Source organism: Pseudomonas wadenswilerensis, assembly GCF_900497695.1.
Lineage (GTDB): Bacteria > Pseudomonadota > Gammaproteobacteria > Pseudomonadales > Pseudomonadaceae > Aquipseudomonas > Aquipseudomonas wadenswilerensis.
Genome location: NZ_UIDD01000010.1, coordinates 355,475 through 369,555, shown reverse-complemented (window position 1 = coordinate 369,555; position 14,081 = coordinate 355,475). Strand labels below are relative to the sequence as shown.

The 14,081-nt window shown below is 62.6% G+C and carries 16 protein-coding genes and 1 tRNA gene; 8 read left to right on the top strand and 9 right to left on the bottom strand.

All coding sequences use genetic code 11. From position 1 onward, the window contains the following. The first annotated feature begins 1 nt into the window (after nucleotide 1). Nucleotides 2–1,042, top strand: a complete 1,041-nt coding sequence (locus CCOS864_RS20540; RefSeq protein WP_233673962.1) for a FecCD family ABC transporter permease — start codon at nucleotides 2–4, stop codon at nucleotides 1,040–1,042. After that, on the top strand, nucleotides 1,039–2,067 hold the full coding sequence (locus tag CCOS864_RS20535) for a FecCD family ABC transporter permease (RefSeq protein WP_115088122.1): 1,029 nt from the start codon (nucleotides 1,039–1,041) through the stop codon (nucleotides 2,065–2,067). The genes CCOS864_RS20540 and CCOS864_RS20535 overlap by 4 nt, the downstream gene beginning before the upstream one ends. 59 nt (nucleotides 2,068–2,126) lie before the next feature. Here CCOS864_RS20535 and CCOS864_RS20530 read toward each other — a convergent pair whose 3' ends face one another. Further along, on the bottom strand, nucleotides 2,127–2,453 hold the full coding sequence (locus CCOS864_RS20530) for an Arc family DNA-binding protein (protein ID WP_010226671.1): 327 nt from the start codon (nucleotides 2,451–2,453) through the stop codon (nucleotides 2,127–2,129). Between the two features lie 116 nt (nucleotides 2,454–2,569). On the opposite strand from CCOS864_RS20530, the gene CCOS864_RS20525 reads away from it, so the two are divergent. Then, the gene (locus tag CCOS864_RS20525; RefSeq protein WP_115088121.1) at nucleotides 2,570–2,761 is read left to right on the top strand and encodes a hypothetical protein; all 192 of its coding nucleotides are present in this window, start codon (nucleotides 2,570–2,572) and stop codon (nucleotides 2,759–2,761) included. 36 nt (nucleotides 2,762–2,797) lie between these two features. Further along, the gene (gene phnN / locus CCOS864_RS20520; protein ID WP_115088120.1) at nucleotides 2,798–3,394 is read left to right on the top strand and encodes a phosphonate metabolism protein/1,5-bisphosphokinase (PRPP-forming) PhnN; all 597 of its coding nucleotides are present in this window, start codon (nucleotides 2,798–2,800) and stop codon (nucleotides 3,392–3,394) included. A gap of 3 nt (nucleotides 3,395–3,397) precedes the next feature. Here the strand turns inward: phnN and CCOS864_RS20515 are convergent, their stop codons facing one another. After that, nucleotides 3,398–3,595, bottom strand: a complete 198-nt coding sequence (locus CCOS864_RS20515; protein ID WP_115088119.1) for a hypothetical protein — start codon at nucleotides 3,593–3,595, stop codon at nucleotides 3,398–3,400. 293 nt (nucleotides 3,596–3,888) lie between these two features. On the opposite strand from CCOS864_RS20515, the gene CCOS864_RS20510 reads away from it, so the two are divergent. Both CCOS864_RS20510 and CCOS864_RS20505 read left to right on the top strand, forming a co-directional pair. Beyond that, nucleotides 3,889–3,965 (top strand) — tRNA-Arg (locus CCOS864_RS20510). 130 nt (nucleotides 3,966–4,095) lie between these two features. Continuing rightward, nucleotides 4,096–4,467 (top strand): c-type cytochrome, encoded by a 372-nt coding sequence (locus CCOS864_RS20505; RefSeq protein WP_115088118.1) that lies wholly within the window; start codon nucleotides 4,096–4,098, stop codon nucleotides 4,465–4,467. A 43-nt stretch (nucleotides 4,468–4,510) separates the two neighbouring features. On the opposite strand, the gene CCOS864_RS20500 is transcribed toward CCOS864_RS20505, so the two are convergent. Continuing rightward, nucleotides 4,511–5,533: an LLM class oxidoreductase gene (locus CCOS864_RS20500; RefSeq protein WP_115088117.1), complete on the bottom strand. Its 1,023-nt coding sequence runs from the start codon at nucleotides 5,531–5,533 to the stop codon at nucleotides 4,511–4,513. Between the two features lie 21 nt (nucleotides 5,534–5,554). Then, on the bottom strand, nucleotides 5,555–6,181 hold the full coding sequence (locus CCOS864_RS20495) for a glutathione S-transferase family protein (RefSeq protein ID WP_115088116.1): 627 nt from the start codon (nucleotides 6,179–6,181) through the stop codon (nucleotides 5,555–5,557). A 117-nt stretch (nucleotides 6,182–6,298) separates the two neighbouring features. On the opposite strand from CCOS864_RS20495, the gene CCOS864_RS20490 reads away from it, so the two are divergent. Beyond that, nucleotides 6,299–7,189 (top strand): LysR substrate-binding domain-containing protein, encoded by an 891-nt coding sequence (locus CCOS864_RS20490; RefSeq protein ID WP_115088115.1) that lies wholly within the window; start codon nucleotides 6,299–6,301, stop codon nucleotides 7,187–7,189. On the opposite strand, the gene CCOS864_RS20485 is transcribed toward CCOS864_RS20490, so the two are convergent. Beyond that, on the bottom strand, nucleotides 7,141–7,737 hold the full coding sequence (locus tag CCOS864_RS20485) for a hypothetical protein (protein WP_148708567.1): 597 nt from the start codon (nucleotides 7,735–7,737) through the stop codon (nucleotides 7,141–7,143). The genes CCOS864_RS20490 and CCOS864_RS20485 overlap by 49 nt on opposite strands. A gap of 237 nt (nucleotides 7,738–7,974) precedes the next feature. On the opposite strand from CCOS864_RS20485, the gene CCOS864_RS20480 reads away from it, so the two are divergent. Beyond that, nucleotides 7,975–8,988: a sensor domain-containing diguanylate cyclase gene (locus CCOS864_RS20480; RefSeq protein WP_115088113.1), complete on the top strand. Its 1,014-nt coding sequence runs from the start codon at nucleotides 7,975–7,977 to the stop codon at nucleotides 8,986–8,988. A gap of 55 nt (nucleotides 8,989–9,043) precedes the next feature. Here the strand turns inward: CCOS864_RS20480 and lpdA are convergent, their stop codons facing one another. The 4 genes from lpdA to CCOS864_RS20460 are packed head-to-tail and all read right to left on the bottom strand — an operon-like array spanning nucleotide 9,044 to nucleotide 13,996. Next, on the bottom strand, nucleotides 9,044–10,429 hold the full coding sequence (gene lpdA / locus CCOS864_RS20475; protein WP_115088112.1) for a dihydrolipoyl dehydrogenase: 1,386 nt from the start codon (nucleotides 10,427–10,429) through the stop codon (nucleotides 9,044–9,046). Nucleotides 10,430–10,431: 2 nt separating this feature from the next. Beyond that, a complete protein-coding gene (locus CCOS864_RS20470) occupies nucleotides 10,432–11,703 on the bottom strand; it encodes a dihydrolipoamide acetyltransferase family protein (protein WP_115088111.1) in 1,272 nt (423 codons plus the stop codon). Further along, a complete protein-coding gene (locus CCOS864_RS20465; protein ID WP_038996423.1) occupies nucleotides 11,704–12,762 on the bottom strand; it encodes an alpha-ketoacid dehydrogenase subunit beta in 1,059 nt (352 codons plus the stop codon). Between the two features lies 1 nt (nucleotide 12,763). Then, nucleotides 12,764–13,996, bottom strand: coding sequence for a 3-methyl-2-oxobutanoate dehydrogenase (2-methylpropanoyl-transferring) subunit alpha (locus CCOS864_RS20460; RefSeq protein WP_115088110.1), 1,233 nt, complete (start codon nucleotides 13,994–13,996; stop codon nucleotides 12,764–12,766). Nucleotides 13,997–14,081: the final 85 nt, after the last annotated feature.

The following is a 14,081-nucleotide window of genomic DNA, read 5'->3' as shown; positions in this document are numbered from 1 at the left end:
CATGGCGATTGCAGCGTTGCGCACCGTGGCTTTCAACCGGCACCGGCGCATGCGCTCCTCGGGGCTGCTGACTGGCCTGGGCGTGCTTGGGCTGGTCGCCGTCTGCAGCCTGCTGATCGGTTCACGCGCCATCGGTCTTGGCGAAATCGCCGATGCCTTCTGGTCGTATGACCCACAGAACAATCAGCATCTGGTGATTCGAGAACTGCGTGTTCCCCGCACCCTGGTAGCCATTCTGGCGGGCCTGGCCCTGGGCGTGGCCGGGGCGCTGATGCAGGCGGTGACACGTAATCCGCTGGCCGAACCCGGGCTGCTTGGCATCAACGCAGGTGCTGCGCTGGCGGTCATCATCGGCGTGACCCTGTTCAAGCTGGTGAGCATTGTCGAGTATGTCGGCTTCGCCTTTGCGGGTGCCGGGCTGGCCGCGCTTGCCGTGTTCATTCTTGGCCAGGCTCACGAAACCGGTACCAACCCGGTGCGCCTGGTGCTGGCCGGGGCGGGGTTGTCGGTGATGCTGGCGTCGATCACCGGCATCCTCCTGCTCAACGCCCCGCTTGAGGTGTTCGACAGCTTTCGCAGATGGTCGGCCGGCTCGGTTGAAGGCAGCAGCTTCCAGACCCTTGGCGTGCTCGCGTTGGTCGCCGCTGTCGGGCTGGCGCTGGCCATCGCTATCGTCGGCAACCTCAATGCCATGGCCCTGGGCACGGATCTTGGCCAGGCCCTGGGCGTCAATCTTCGCGCTACCTGGTTGCTGGCTTGCCTGGCAGTGATGCTGCTGGCCGGGGCGGCAACCGCGGCTGCCGGGCCGATCGGCTTCGTCGGCCTGGTCGCACCGCATCTAGCCCGGCGGGTGGTGGGGCCGGACTACCGCTGGATAGTGCCCTATGCCGGGCTGATTGCCGCGATCCTGCTGCTGGGCGCCGATGTAATCGGCCGTGTTGTCGCTGCGCCAGCGGAGGTCGCCGCCGGGATCATTGCCTTGTTGATCGGTGGGCCGTTCTTCATTGTCATCGTGCGCAAGTTCCGGATGAGCCGGTCATGACGGGGGCGGTGCTGCGCCTGGGTAACTATTCACTGCGCTGGCGGCCACGGGTTGCCGTGGTCTGTGCAGTGCTGGCGCTGATAGCCGTGGGCCTGGCGATCCTCTTGCTGGGCGTGGGATCGTTGCCGTTGACACCTGGCCAGGTGTTCGAGAGTTTGCTCGGGGGAGGCGACAATCCGACCGCCGACCGGGTGATTCAGCGGGTTCGCTTGCCGCGGGTGCTGACTGCGCTGCTGGTGGGCGGCGCGCTGGGCATGGCCGGTTCGATCTTCCAGTCGATCTCGCGCAACGCCCTCGGTTCTCCGGATGTCATCGGCTTTACCACCGGGGCTGCCAGCGGCGCCATTGTGCAGATCATCCTGTTCGATGCTGGCCCCCTGGGAACCTCGCTGGCGGCGGTGCTCGCAGGAGTGGGCACGGCCTTGCTGGTGTTCGTGCTGTCGATGCGCGGGCGTAGCACCGGTGGCTATCGGCTGGTGCTGGTGGGGATTGGTGTCGGCGCCATGCTCTCGGGCCTGAATACAGTGCTGCTGGTCATGGGCGACCTCGACCGGGCCATGTCGGCGCAAATCTGGCTGGCCGGTTCGCTCAATACCCGCACCTGGTCCCACGTACTGCCGGCAGCGTTAGGTTTCATTGCCATTGTGCCGGTGGTTATTGGTCATGCGCGACACATCGACCTGCTGGAAATGGGCGATGACACGGCCAGTCAGCTCGGTATCGCGCCGGAGCGCACAAGGCTGATCATGGTGTTGGCTGCCGTGGCGTTGACCGCGATTGCCACTGCAGCTGCCGGGCCTATCGCCTTTATCGCCCTGGCTGCTCCACAGCTGGCCAGGCGTTTGACCGGTGCGCCTGAAGTGCCGTTGGTGCCGGCAGCGTTGATGGGCGCGGTGCTGTTGCTGGTGGCCGACCTGCTCAGCCAGCGCCTGGCGTTGAATCTCAATCTGCCCATCGGCCTGAGTACGGGTTTGCTCGGCGGTTTCTATCTGCTCTGGCTACTGTCGCGCAGCAAACGGGTTTGATCGAGGTAATAAAAAAGGCCAATGCGTGAGCATTGGCCTTGAGTGATTGTGCCACGAAATCAGGAAGCGTCAGCTGCCATCTCGGCGTCATGGGCAATCAACGACACCAGCGCATTCTGCTGGCGATGGGAAAGCTGGCGGAAACGTTGCAACAGTTCGCGTTCGTGCAGGGACAGTTCCGGGCTGTCCAGACGCATGCTCAGTTCTTCACCCAGTGCACCTTCCTGAATAAGGCTCTGCTCCAGGCGAGCGATGATTTCCGAGTTCATGCTGCGGTGGTGGTTGCGCGCTACCTCGGCAATGCGCTCACGCATTCCGTCGGGGAGGCGGACGACGAATTTGTCAGCGGTGCGGCTTGAGTAAATAGCCTGTTTCATTGGGCGCATATAATTGACCGGTTTTTGGTTCAGGGGGAAGCGGTTCTCGAAATTGGCCGCACGATGTCACTACGACCATCCCGGCGTCAAAATGTTCAACCTGAATTGTGAATGAGGCGTGAATCATGCCTCATTATCGCCGGTTCCTTGGCGTCAATTCTGTGACAAATATTGAACCGGATAAAGGCGTTTTGCCAGTACCAATTATCAGAAATGAGCACTGGTTTGAAAAGTTTTCATTTTCTCTTTTTCCGCTGCTGCAGACCTTCGTCGGCAACGGCATGCAACAGGCAGAAAAGGCCTTGGAAAGCGTCTAGAATGCGCGTGCTTTCTTACCATTGAGCATAGTGGCTATGCAGCATGACGCAAGCGCGACGCGGCGTACAGTGAACCCGGGTCGTCTGGTGTACCTGATGGGACCCTCAGGTGCCGGAAAAGATTCCCTCATCGATGCGGCGCGCCCTGAACTGCAGCGCCTGAACGTGCACATCGCCCGGCGCGTGATCACCCGTTCGGCCGAGGCCAAGGGCGAAGATGCCATCGGTGTATCCCCTGAACAGTTCGAACGCCTGTGCGCCGAGGGCGCCTTTGCCCTGCAGTGGCAGGCCAATGGCCTGGCCTATGGCATACCGGTGCAAATCGATGCCTGGCTGGCTGAAGGGCAGGCGGTGCTGGTCAATGGCTCGCGCGCGCATTTGCAGCAGGCACGTGAACGCTACCCGGACCTGTTACCGGTGCTGCTGCGGGTTGATCATCAGGTATTGCGCCAGCGCTTGCTGGATCGTAACCGGGAAACCGCTCAAGACATCGAGCAGCGTCTGGCGCGGGCACAGCAGGTGAGGGTAGAGGAGGGTGAAGTGCAAGTGCTGGACAACTCCACGTCCTTGACCGATGCGGTCCAGCGCTTGCTTGGGCTGCTGCGCGAGCAAGGCCTGCTTGGCGCGAGCTGAAGCCTAGAACACCAGCCGTTCGTTGCTGACTTGGGGTGCGCTTTGTACTTGCGCGGCCTGGGTGCCAAACACCGCCAGTTGCGCCTTCATCGCCGGCACGGCATGGGCCTGCGCAGGCACGGCAATGCCGTCGGGTTGCACGACCAGGCCAACCAGAACGGCCAGAGCCAGGGCGTTGAGCAGAAGCAGGGTGCTGTTCATGGGCATACTCCGCAAAGGTGAGGGCTGAGCCCTAGCCACTTTTCATGAAATAGATAAAGCACACTGCATGCCAGGCTTTTTATCGGTTTTTACCCTTTAAAATCAGTCGCTTACGTTGGTTTTTCGCGTGATTTTCCGTGCAATCTGCAATGATGGCTGACTGCCTCATTGCAGATTGCACGATCCGCTAAAAAGCCCACAGGCAAAAAGCCCCACGGATGACATGACAAATGCCGGCCTGCTGGTTAACATGCACGCCGTCCCTGCCGCGCGACGCTCGTTGCCGGCTCTGCGTCTCAGTAGCTCAATTGGATAGAGCATCCCCCTCCTAAGGGGAAGGTTGGCAGTTCGAACCTGCCCTGGGACACCAATGAATTCGGGCCTTTCTGGCCATCTGTCTGACTGCGTTTCTCTGTGACGGCAGCGTGGCAGCGGAAGGAATAAATAAAGCCCCTTTCAGAATCATCTGGAGGGGTTTTTTCATTAAGGCTGCATGAAAAATGAAAAGATTATTCATTGCTTCCCTAGGGGTTTTATCGCTAATTCAACCATCACTGTCCTTTGCGGATAACGGGAAAAATCTCTATTTACAGAGGTGCGTCATGTGTCACGGCGCAGATCTCAAGGGTACAGGGCCGTTGGCTAACAAAAGCAACCCTCCTACCCCGGACCTTACAACCGCCGCTTTCAAAAAACGATTGGCTGATTATCCGGGCGTTATTGTCTCATCGGTAATACTTCGCCCCAATGGCGACCTGATTCCGAGAACATTGCGAGAGAATGGCGTAAAGCTATCGCCGTACGCCTGGAGGGTTCAGGATTTTCGCGATTTGAATCAATACATGAGTGCAGTGATTTCAAGAAGTCGATGATTTGTGGTGCCAGGCCGCTGCTGCGTGAACAGCGGCCTGGGGCCTACCAGTCTTGCCGCAACGGCAACGGCCCTTCATGGGACGCAAACAGCGGTAGCACTTCTTCTGCCAGCTCCTGAATCACTTCGTCTGCCGGCCGCTGGCAAAACTGTATGCCCAGCGCCGCATGATTGACCCCGGCATCCTGCCATTCCCCGAGCAGATCAATCAGCCCCTTGCGCCCGGTCCTCAGCACGTAGCCGCCTTGCATGGCCGTGCGTGGAAAGTCGGGGTTGGCGTTCAGGTCGATCCACTCGTTGGTCACGTGCGGACGAAAGCCGCCACCGGGAATGTGGTCGCGCCAGGCGCGGATTTTTTCGGCCAGGCGCCGAGGGCCGAGAATGTTCTCGGTCGCCTCAGGAAAGGTCAGCCAGCCATCGGCGTGCTCGCCCAGCCACTGCAGGGACTGGCGCGAACTGCCGGTCACCAGCAGTGGGATGGCTCCGCTGACGGGCTTGGGCAGCAGTTGAGCGCCACTAAGGTGGCCCAGTGCTGATTGAATCGGATGGTCGCCAACCTGCAGCAGTTGGCGAAAATAACGCACTGCCTCGGCAAAGCGCTCGCCACGCTCGCTGTGCTCCAGGCCATAGGCGGGAAACTCAATCGGGCGGTCCCCGGAGGCGATACCCATGACCAGGCGCCCGCCTGACAACTGGTCGATGGTAGTGGCGGCCTTGGCCAGGTCGATCGGATGACGCAAGGCGAAGATCGCGCTGCCCGTGGCCAGGGCGATGCGCCGGGTGTGCGCGGCCAGGTAGCTGAGGTAGGCGAAAGGATCGAACAGCTGGCCGGCATCGCCAAAGTGCGGATCGTACAACGGCACATCACGCACCCAGACGGCGGCAAAGCCCAGGCGGTCGATCTCGCTGACCAGCGCGGCCTGACCATTGAGCACCGCCATGTCGCCGCGGTAGAAGCGCAGCGGCAGGAAGATACCCAGGGTCAGGTGGTCGGCGGCGAACATGCGTCGATAGCCGGGGTGATGGGCGAAGGCATGGGCGCTGGCGCCCGTTAATGTCGGGTTCATCGGCAAATTCCTTGTTGCGCTTCAGGGGCCAGTGGCAGGTGCTGGCAGGCGGATGCCGCGCTGGACGGCAGGGCGCTGACTGACGCGCTCATGCCAGGCGCTCAGATGCCGGTACTGGCTGAAATCGAAGTCGATAACCCGGGCGATATGGGTCCAGCCGAAGGTGGCGATGTCAGCGATCGAATAGCTGCTGCCCGCCAGCCAGGGCCGGTCGGCCAGGCGTTGGTCGAGGGTGCTGAACAGTTCTTCGCTCAGGCGCCGGTAGCGGGCGATGGCCTCGGGGCAGGGCTGCTGGGCGAACAGTTCGAAATGCACGCGCTGACCCAGAATCGGCCCCATGCTCGCTGCGTGAAACTGCAACCAGGTAATGGCCGCCCAGCGTTCGCTGGGGGGATCCGGCAGCAGGCGTGCGCTCTTTTCGGCCAGGTACAGCAGGATCGCCGCAGACTCGAAGAGGGTGATATCGGACTCGGGATCGACCAGTACCGGGATGCGTCCATGGGGGTTGAGCTTGAGAAAGTCAGCCTGGCGATGCTCGCCACGGTCGATCTGCACGTGCTTGAGGGTGTAGGGCAGCCCTAGTTCTTCCAGGGCGATGGTGATCTTGAAGCCATTAGGTGAGCTATCGCTATAAAGAATCAACGGCATGGGCCTTCTCTTCAGGAGTGTTCAGAGAAGGGCTATGCTAGGCAGGCCTTGGCTGATTGAAAAACGATCAATTCTGCGTTTAGGCGATAGATTTTCTAAACCATGGAGAGGGTAGAAATGGGCGCGGTTCTACCGTTGTTGGCATTGCGGGCCTTCACTGAAGCGGCACGTCTGGGCAGCCTCAAGGCGGCCGCCGAGCGCATGGGGGTAACGCCGGGGGCGGTCAGCCAGCAGGTGCGCCTGCTCGAGGCGCGCATGGGCGTGGTGTTGTTCGTGCGTGGCCGCCATGGCGTGCACCTGAGCGAAGCCGGCGCGCGGGTGTATCCGGGGCTGCTCAAGGGCTTCGATCAGATCGAGGCATCGCTGGCATTGCTGGAGCAACTGGCGCCGGGCAAGACCCTGACCATCAGCACCGTGCCGTCTTTCGCAGCCTCCTGGCTGGTACCGCGCCTGGGCCGTTTCAATGCCTTGCACCCGCAGATCGAAGTGCGCGTCGAGGCCTCGGCCAAGCTGGTGGATTTTCAACGTGAGCGTATCGACGTCGCCCTGCGCCATGGGCTCGGCCAGTACCCGGGGCTGGCGTCGATTCGTTTACTGGCACCGGTCCTGTTGCCGGTGGCCAGCCCGCAGTTGCTGGCGCAAGGGCCGGCCTTGAAGCGCCCCGCCGATTGTCTCAAGTATCCGTTGCTGCACGATGCCGATCGCGCCGACTGGATGCTTTGGCTACAGGCTCATGGCGTGGCCGATGAGCCGCGGGCAGCACGCGGTGCGAGTTTCGAGGATGACCTGCTGCTGTTGCGTGCAGCGGCTGCAGGCCAGGGCATAGCGCTGGTACAGGACACCCACGCTGCGGAAGACCTGGCCAGCGGCAGGCTGCAACTGGCCCTCGACAAACCCTGGCCTGCGCGTTTCGCCTACTACCTGGTGTGCCGACAAGAAGCCTTGCAGCGCCCCGAGGTTCAGGCATTCGCCGATTGGGTCAGAGCAGAGGCGGATGCCAGGTCTTGATCCTTATTGTCATCGCTGCCACCTTGGGTCGCAGTCAGATTGGCCACCAGCTTGGCTGAGATTGCCGGCCCTTGCAGCTGGGAGTTGAGGCTGGCCAGCGACTCCAGCTCGGTCTGCTTTTTCATCTGCTCGGCGATCTTGCGTTCGATCTTGTCCTTCTCGGCAGGTGGCAACGCCTCGAACTCTTCCTGGCTGATGCCCAGTTCGTTGAGCAGCTTGAGCTTGATCTTCTCCGCCGGGCTCAGGGCCATGTACTCGCGAAACGCCTGAGTGGCGCTCTTGCCGGATTCGCTGGTGCCGATGCTGGCCCGCTCACGCATGTCCACATCCGGGTTCTGCAGCTGTACCTTGAGCTTGGCGAAAGCTTCCTCGCGGGCGTCTTCGGCACTTTGCTGCGAGCTATTGCCATGGCTGTGCTGCTGCCGATTGGCACTGCTGGTGGGCACCGGCGGGCGGAACTGGGCCTGTTCGGCGGCGGCCGCCTCGGCCACGCCACGGGTCGGGTTGATGGTCAGCGGCTGGGCGCCGACGGCATTGATGCTACTCACCTGATCACTCTCCTTGATGGATGCAAGTTGACCATCGATCAATGGCAAGTCTTGTGCCAGCTCTGCTGACAGGTCCACGAGCTAGTATATTCAGGGGGTGGCGCTGTACGGCGGGTAGGGAATCGGAGCATGCTTTGCCCCGAAGAGGAAAACCCTTGCCGTCAGCGGCAAATCAATTCAAACCGGCAGCACCAACATCCGGCTGGGGCGTAGTTGCCTGGACAAGGGAGATCGTCCATGACTCAAACGTCAGATACACCACCATTGAAGGCCCCGCTGGCCGACTTCAGGGAAGAGCAGTTGCAAACCCTGCTGGAGTTGATCAGCGACGGGATCTGGGACTGGAATGCCAACACCGGTTACGTCTACCGCAATCCCGGGTGGTACAGGATGCTCGGCTACCCGAGCCATTCCCTCGACAATACGGTGCTGACCTGGGAAGGGGTGATCCACCCCGAGGACTATCCGCGGGTGATGGCGCATTTCGAGGATTACCTCACTGATCGCGCCGGGCGGTACCGCATCCAGTACCGCTGTCGTTGCCGGGACGGCAGCTACCTGTGGATCGAGGACAGCGGCCACATAATTGCGCGCAACGAGGATGGTTCGGTGGCGCGGATGCTCGGTGCCCACCGCAATATCGATGACGCCAGGCGCCTGGTTGATCGGCTGGAGGAAAAGAACCTGAGCCTGGAAGCGCAGATCGCCGAGCGCACCCGCGAGCTGTCCTGGGTCAATCAGCAACTGCAGCGCCAGCTCGATGAGAACCGCGACCTGGCCGAGCGCGATGCCCTGACCCTGGTGGCCAACCGTTACCGCCTGGAAAAGGTCCTGCAGCAGGAGTGCGAGCGGGCGCGGCGCTTTCGCCAGCCGCTGGCGCTGATCATCATGGATATCGACGACTTCAAGCCGATCAACGACCAGTACGGCCATGCCCAGGGTGATCAGGCGCTGATCGCCTCGGTGGAGCGGATCAAGGTCTGCCTGCGCAGCGATGACCTGCTGGCGCGGTGGGGCGGTGATGAGTTCGTTGCGGTGCTGCCGGGCACGCAGCGGCAAGAGGCGCTGCAGCTGGCGCGGCAGATTCGCCAGGCGCTGGAGCAGGCGCCGCCGGTGGGCGAGCGGTTGCTGACCATGAGCTATGGCGTGGTCGAGTGGCTGGAAGGTGAAGGGCAGGCGCAGCTGCTGTGCCGGGCGGACCAGGCGCTGTACCGGGCCAAGGCGGCCGGCAAGGATGAAATCGGTGAATGAAAAAGGACCCGCTGCACGGAGCAGCGGGTCAAATCGGCCTCAGCCGCTTCAGTGTCTACAGATGCAGGGCGTGCCCCAGGGCGCGCAGTGCCGCTTCCTGTACCGCCTCACCCAGGGTTGGGTGAGCGTGGATGGTTCCCGCCACATCTTCCAGGCACGCGCCCATTTCCAGTGACTGGGCAAAGGCGGTGGACAGCTCCGAGACGCCAACGCCGACCGCCTGCCAGCCGAGGATCAGGTGATTGTCGCGACGGGCGACCACGCGCACGAAACCGCTTTTCGATTCCAGGGTCATGGCTCGGCCGTTGGCGGCGAACGGGAACTGTGCAACGATACAGTCCAGGCCATCCTGCTCGACCTGTTCCGGGGTCTTGCCAACCACCACCAGTTCCGGGTCGGTGAAACACACCGCGGCAATGGCGGCCGGCTCGAAGCGCCGCGACTTGCCGGCAACAAGTTCGGCAACCATTTCACCCTGGGCCATGGCCCGGTGGGCGAGCATCGGTTCTCCGCTGATATCGCCGATGGCCCAGACGTTGAGCATGCTGGTCTTGCATTGGTCGTCGATGGCAACCGCCGAACCGTTCATCTTCAGCGCCAGGCTTTCCAGGTTGAAGCCCTGGGTGCGCGGCTTGCGCCCGACCGCGACCAGTACCTGGTCAGTGCTCAGTTGCAGCAGTTCACCCTCAGGATCACGTACCTGCAACGCCTGCTTGTCGGCATCGAAACCTTCGACGCTGTGCTTGAGGTAGAGCTTGATCCCCAGCTTCTTGATCGACTCGGCCACCGGTGCGGTCAGTTCACTGTCGTAGGTTGGCAGGATGCGCTCGCGGGCTTCGACCACGCTGACCTCGACGCCAAGCTTACGGTAGGCGATGCCCAGCTCCAGGCCGATGTAGCCGCCGCCAACCACGGTCAGGTGCTTGGGCAGGGTTTTCGGCGCCAGGGCCTCGGTGGAGGAAATGATCGGGCCACCCAGCGGCAGCATCGGCAGTTCGACGCTGCTTGAGCCGGTGGCCAGCAGCAGGTGCTCGCACTGGATGCGCTGGCCGTCGACTTCGACGTGCTTGCCATCGAGAATCTTCGCCCAGCCGTGGATCACCTTGACCCCGTGTTTTTTCAGCAGGGCCGCGACGCCGCTGGTCAGGCGATCGACGATGCCGTCTTTCCAGGCCACGCTCTGGGTGATGTCCAGGCTCGGTGGCGAGACCTTGATGCCCAGGCTCGACTGCTGGCTGTGCAGCTGGGTCTGGTGGAACTGTTCGGCGACGTGGATCAGCGCCTTGGACGGAATGCAGCCGATGTTCAGGCAAGTGCCACCCAGGGCCTGGCCTTCGACCAGCACCGTGGGAATGCCCAGTTGGCCGGCGCGAATGGCCGCGACATAACCGCCGGGGCCGCCGCCGATGATCAGCAGGGTAGTGTTGAGCGTCTGTTGCATGGTCACTCCACAAACAGGCTGGCAGGTTGTTCGAGCAGGCCGCGGATGGCCTGGATGAAGAGTGCCGCGTCCATGCCATCGACCACGCGGTGATCGAACGAGCTGGAGAGGTTCATCATCTTGCGAATGACGATCTGGCCATTGATGACCATCGGCCGTTCAACCATGCGGTTGACCCCGACAATCGCCACTTCCGGGGTGTTGACTACCGGGGTGGAGACGATGCCGCCGAGGGCGCCGAGGCTGGTCAGGGTGATGGTCGAGCCCGACAGTTCTTCACGGCTGGCCTTGTTGCCGCGGGCGGCGTTGGCCAGGCGCACGATCTCGCCGGCGTTGCTCCACAGGCTGCCGGCTTCGGCGTGGCGCAGTACCGGTACCATCAGGCCATTGTCGCCCTGGGTGGCGATGCCGACATGCACCGCGCCGTGGCGGGTGATGACCTGGGCTTCGTCGTCGTAGGTGGCGTTGATCTGCGGGAACTCGCGCAGGGCGACGACCATGGCGCGCACCAGGAATGGCAACAGGGTCAGCTTGCCACGGCTGTCGCCCCACTTCTTGTTCAGGTGCTGGCGCAGCTCTTCCACGGCGGTGACGTCGATTTCCTCGACGTAGCTGAAGTGGGCGACGCGGCGCTTGGCATCCTGCATGCGCTGGGCAATCTTGCGGCGCAGGCCGATCACCGGGATCTGCTCGCTGTCGTTGCGCTTGGCGTAACCGCCAGGGGCACTTTGGCTGCTGGTGGTTGGCTGGGCCAGGAAGGCGTCGAGGTCGTCGTGCAGGATGCGTCCGGCCGGGCCGCTGCCATGTACGTAACGCAGCTCGATGCCGGCATCCAGGGCACGCTTGCGCACGGCAGGCGAGGCCAGTGGGCGTTCGTGGGCTTCGCGCGGAACGATGGCGGCGGGCTGGTGGGTGGAGGCTGCGGGTGCAGCAACGGGTGCTGGTGCAGCAGGTTTTGCTGCTGGTTCAGGGGCAGGTGCAGCGACTGCACTGGCCTCTTCGCGGGGCAAGCCCGCTCCTACGTTGCCGGCGCCTTCGACTTCGATGCGGATCAGTTCGCTGCCCACCGCCATGACTTCACCGGGCTGGCCGCCCAGGGCCAGGACCTTGCCGCTGACCGGCGAAGGGATTTCGACGGTGGCCTTGTCGGTCATGACATCGGCCACGACCTGGTCTTCAGTGACGGTATCGCCGACCTTGACGAACCATTCCACCAGTTCAACTTGTGCGATGCCTTCACCGATATCCGGCATCTTGATGACGTGCGTGCCCATTCAGACCTCCATGACCCGTTTCAATGCCGCGCCCACTCGCGAAGGGCCGGGGAAATACGCCCACTCCTGTGCGTGCGGGTAGGGGGTGTCCCAACCGGTGACGCGTTCGATCGGAGCTTCGAGGTGATGGAAGCAGTGTTCCTGGACCAGCGCGATCAGCTCGGCACCGAAGCCGCAGGTGCGCGTGGCTTCATGGACCACCACGCAACGGCCGGTCTTTTTCACCGACTCGACGATGGTTTCCAGGTCCAGCGGCCAGAGGCTGCGCAGGTCGATGACCTCGGCGTCGACGCCGGTTTCTTCAGCGGCCACCTGCGAGACATAGACGGTGGTGCCATAGGTCAGCACGGTGACGTCCTTGCCCGGGCGGGTAATCGCCGCCTTGTCCAGCGGCACGGTGTAGTAGCCGTCCGGTACGGCGCTGGCCGGGTGTTTCGACCACGGGGTTACCGGGCGGTCGTGGTGGCCGTCGAACGGGCCGTTGTACAGGCGCTTGGGCTCAAGGAAGATCACCGGGTCGTCGTTTTCGATCGAGGCGATCAGCAGGCCTTTGGCGTCGTAAGGGTTGGAAGGCATCACGGTACGCAGGCCACAGACCTGGGTGAACATCGCTTCAGGGCTCTGGCTGTGGGTCTGGCCGCCGTAGATACCGCCACCGCAGGGCATGCGCAGGGTCAGCGGGGCGACGAACTCGCCGGCCGAGCGATAACGCAGGCGGGCCATTTCCGAGACGATCTGGTCGGAGGCCGGGTAGAAGTAGTCGGCGAACTGGATTTCCACCACCGGGCGCAGGCCATAGGCACCCATGCCCACGGCGGTTCCGACGATGCCGCTTTCGGAGATTGGCGCATCGAATACCCGCGACTTGCCGTACTTGGTCTGCAGGCCTTCGGTGCAACGGAACACGCCACCGAAGTAGCCGACGTCCTGGCCATACACCACGACGTTGTCATCGCGCTCTAGCATGATGTCCATGGCCGAGCGCAGGGCCTGGATCATGGTCATGGTGGTGGTCGCCATAGCGGTTTCCAACTGGATTGAAGTGTTGTGATCGTTCATGTCAGATCCCCAGTTCCTGGCGCTGCCGGCGCAGGTGCTCCGGCATCTCCTTGTAGACATCCTCGAACATCGAGGCCGGGCTCGGCATCTGGCCGCCAGCCAGGGTGCCGTACTGCTCGGCTTCTTTCTGCGCCTTGATGATCTCGGCCTCGAGCTCGGCGCTGACCGCCTGGTGCTCTTCTTCGGACCAGTGACCGATGGCGATCAGGTGCTGTTTGAGGCGGGCGATCGGGTCGCCCAGGGGGAAGTGACTCCAGTCGTCGGCCGGACGGTACTTGGACGGATCGTCCGACGTCGAGTGTGGGCCGGCACGGTAGGTGACCCATTCGATCAGGGTCGGGCCGAGGCCCAGGCGGGCGCGTTCGGCGGCCCAGCGGGAGGCCGCGTACACGGCGATGAAGTCGTTGCCGTCGACGCGCAGGGAGGCGATGCCGCAACCCACGCCACGACCGGCGAAGGTGGTCGATTCACCACCGGCGATGGCCTGGAAGGTGGAGATCGCCCACTGGTTGTTGACCACGTTGAGGATTACCGGCGCACGGTAGACGTGGGCGAAGGTCAACGCGGTGTGGAAGTCCGATTCGGCAGTGGCACCGTCACCGATCCAGGCCGAGGCGATCTTGGTATCGCCCTTGATGGCCGAGGCCATGGCCCAGCCGACCGCCTGGACGAACTGGGTCGCCAGGTTGCCGCTGATGGTGAAGAAGCCGGCTTCGCGCACCGAATACATGATTGGCAGCTGGCGGCCCTTGAGCGGATCGCGCTCGTTGGACAGCAGTTGGCAGATCATCTCCACCAGCGACACGTCGCGGGCCATGAGGATGCTTTGCTGGCGATAGGTGGGGAAGCACATGTCGCTGCGGTTCAGGGCCATGGCCTGGCCGCTGCCGATGGCTTCTTCACCCAGGCTCTGCATGTAGAACGACATCTTCTTCTGCCGCTGGGCAACCACCATGCGGCTGTCAAACAACCGGGTCTTGAGCATGGTGCGCATGCCCTGGCGCAGGATCTCGGGGCTGACGTCCTCGGCCCAGGGGCCCAGGGCATTACCCTTGTCATCCAGCACCCGGATCAGGCTATAGGAGATGTCCGCGGTATCGGCGGCTTCTACATCGACGGGAGGTTTACGGACCTGACCGGCATCGTTCAGACGCAGGTAGGAAAAATCGGTCTGGCAGCCTGGCCGGCCTGTAGGCTCGGGCACATGCAAACGCAGGGGGGCGTACTCGTTCATGCTTTTTTACGCTCGCTCTGTCTTGTGTTTTTGTTGAGCTTTGAAGCGGTCGCTACTGACACCCGGCTTGTGACCATGGAGTCAG

Bases quoted from the DNA above. Each gene is read 5' to 3' on its own strand.
- CCOS864_RS20540 (WP_233673962.1), top strand. From the start codon at position 2: ATGGCGATTGCAGCGTTGCGCACCGTGGCTTTCAACCGGCACCGGCGC.
- CCOS864_RS20535 (WP_115088122.1), top strand. From the start codon at position 1,039: ATGACGGGGGCGGTGCTGCGCCTGGGTAACTATTCACTGCGCTGGCGG.
- CCOS864_RS20530 (WP_010226671.1), bottom strand. From the start codon at position 2,453: ATGCGCCCAATGAAACAGGCTATTTACTCAAGCCGCACCGCTGACAAA.
- CCOS864_RS20525 (WP_115088121.1), top strand. From the start codon at position 2,570: ATGCCTCATTATCGCCGGTTCCTTGGCGTCAATTCTGTGACAAATATT.
- phnN (WP_115088120.1), top strand. From the start codon at position 2,798: ATGCAGCATGACGCAAGCGCGACGCGGCGTACAGTGAACCCGGGTCGT.
- CCOS864_RS20515 (WP_115088119.1), bottom strand. From the start codon at position 3,595: ATGAACAGCACCCTGCTTCTGCTCAACGCCCTGGCTCTGGCCGTTCTG.
- CCOS864_RS20505 (WP_115088118.1), top strand. From the start codon at position 4,096: ATGAAAAGATTATTCATTGCTTCCCTAGGGGTTTTATCGCTAATTCAA.
- CCOS864_RS20500 (WP_115088117.1), bottom strand. From the start codon at position 5,533: ATGAACCCGACATTAACGGGCGCCAGCGCCCATGCCTTCGCCCATCAC.
- CCOS864_RS20495 (WP_115088116.1), bottom strand. From the start codon at position 6,181: ATGCCGTTGATTCTTTATAGCGATAGCTCACCTAATGGCTTCAAGATC.
- CCOS864_RS20490 (WP_115088115.1), top strand. From the start codon at position 6,299: ATGGGCGCGGTTCTACCGTTGTTGGCATTGCGGGCCTTCACTGAAGCG.
- CCOS864_RS20480 (WP_115088113.1), top strand. From the start codon at position 7,975: ATGACTCAAACGTCAGATACACCACCATTGAAGGCCCCGCTGGCCGAC.
- lpdA (WP_115088112.1), bottom strand. From the start codon at position 10,429: ATGCAACAGACGCTCAACACTACCCTGCTGATCATCGGCGGCGGCCCC.
- CCOS864_RS20470 (WP_115088111.1), bottom strand. From the start codon at position 11,703: ATGGGCACGCACGTCATCAAGATGCCGGATATCGGTGAAGGCATCGCA.
- CCOS864_RS20465 (WP_038996423.1), bottom strand. From the start codon at position 12,762: ATGAACGATCACAACACTTCAATCCAGTTGGAAACCGCTATGGCGACC.
- CCOS864_RS20460 (WP_115088110.1), bottom strand. From the start codon at position 13,996: ATGAACGAGTACGCCCCCCTGCGTTTGCATGTGCCCGAGCCTACAGGC.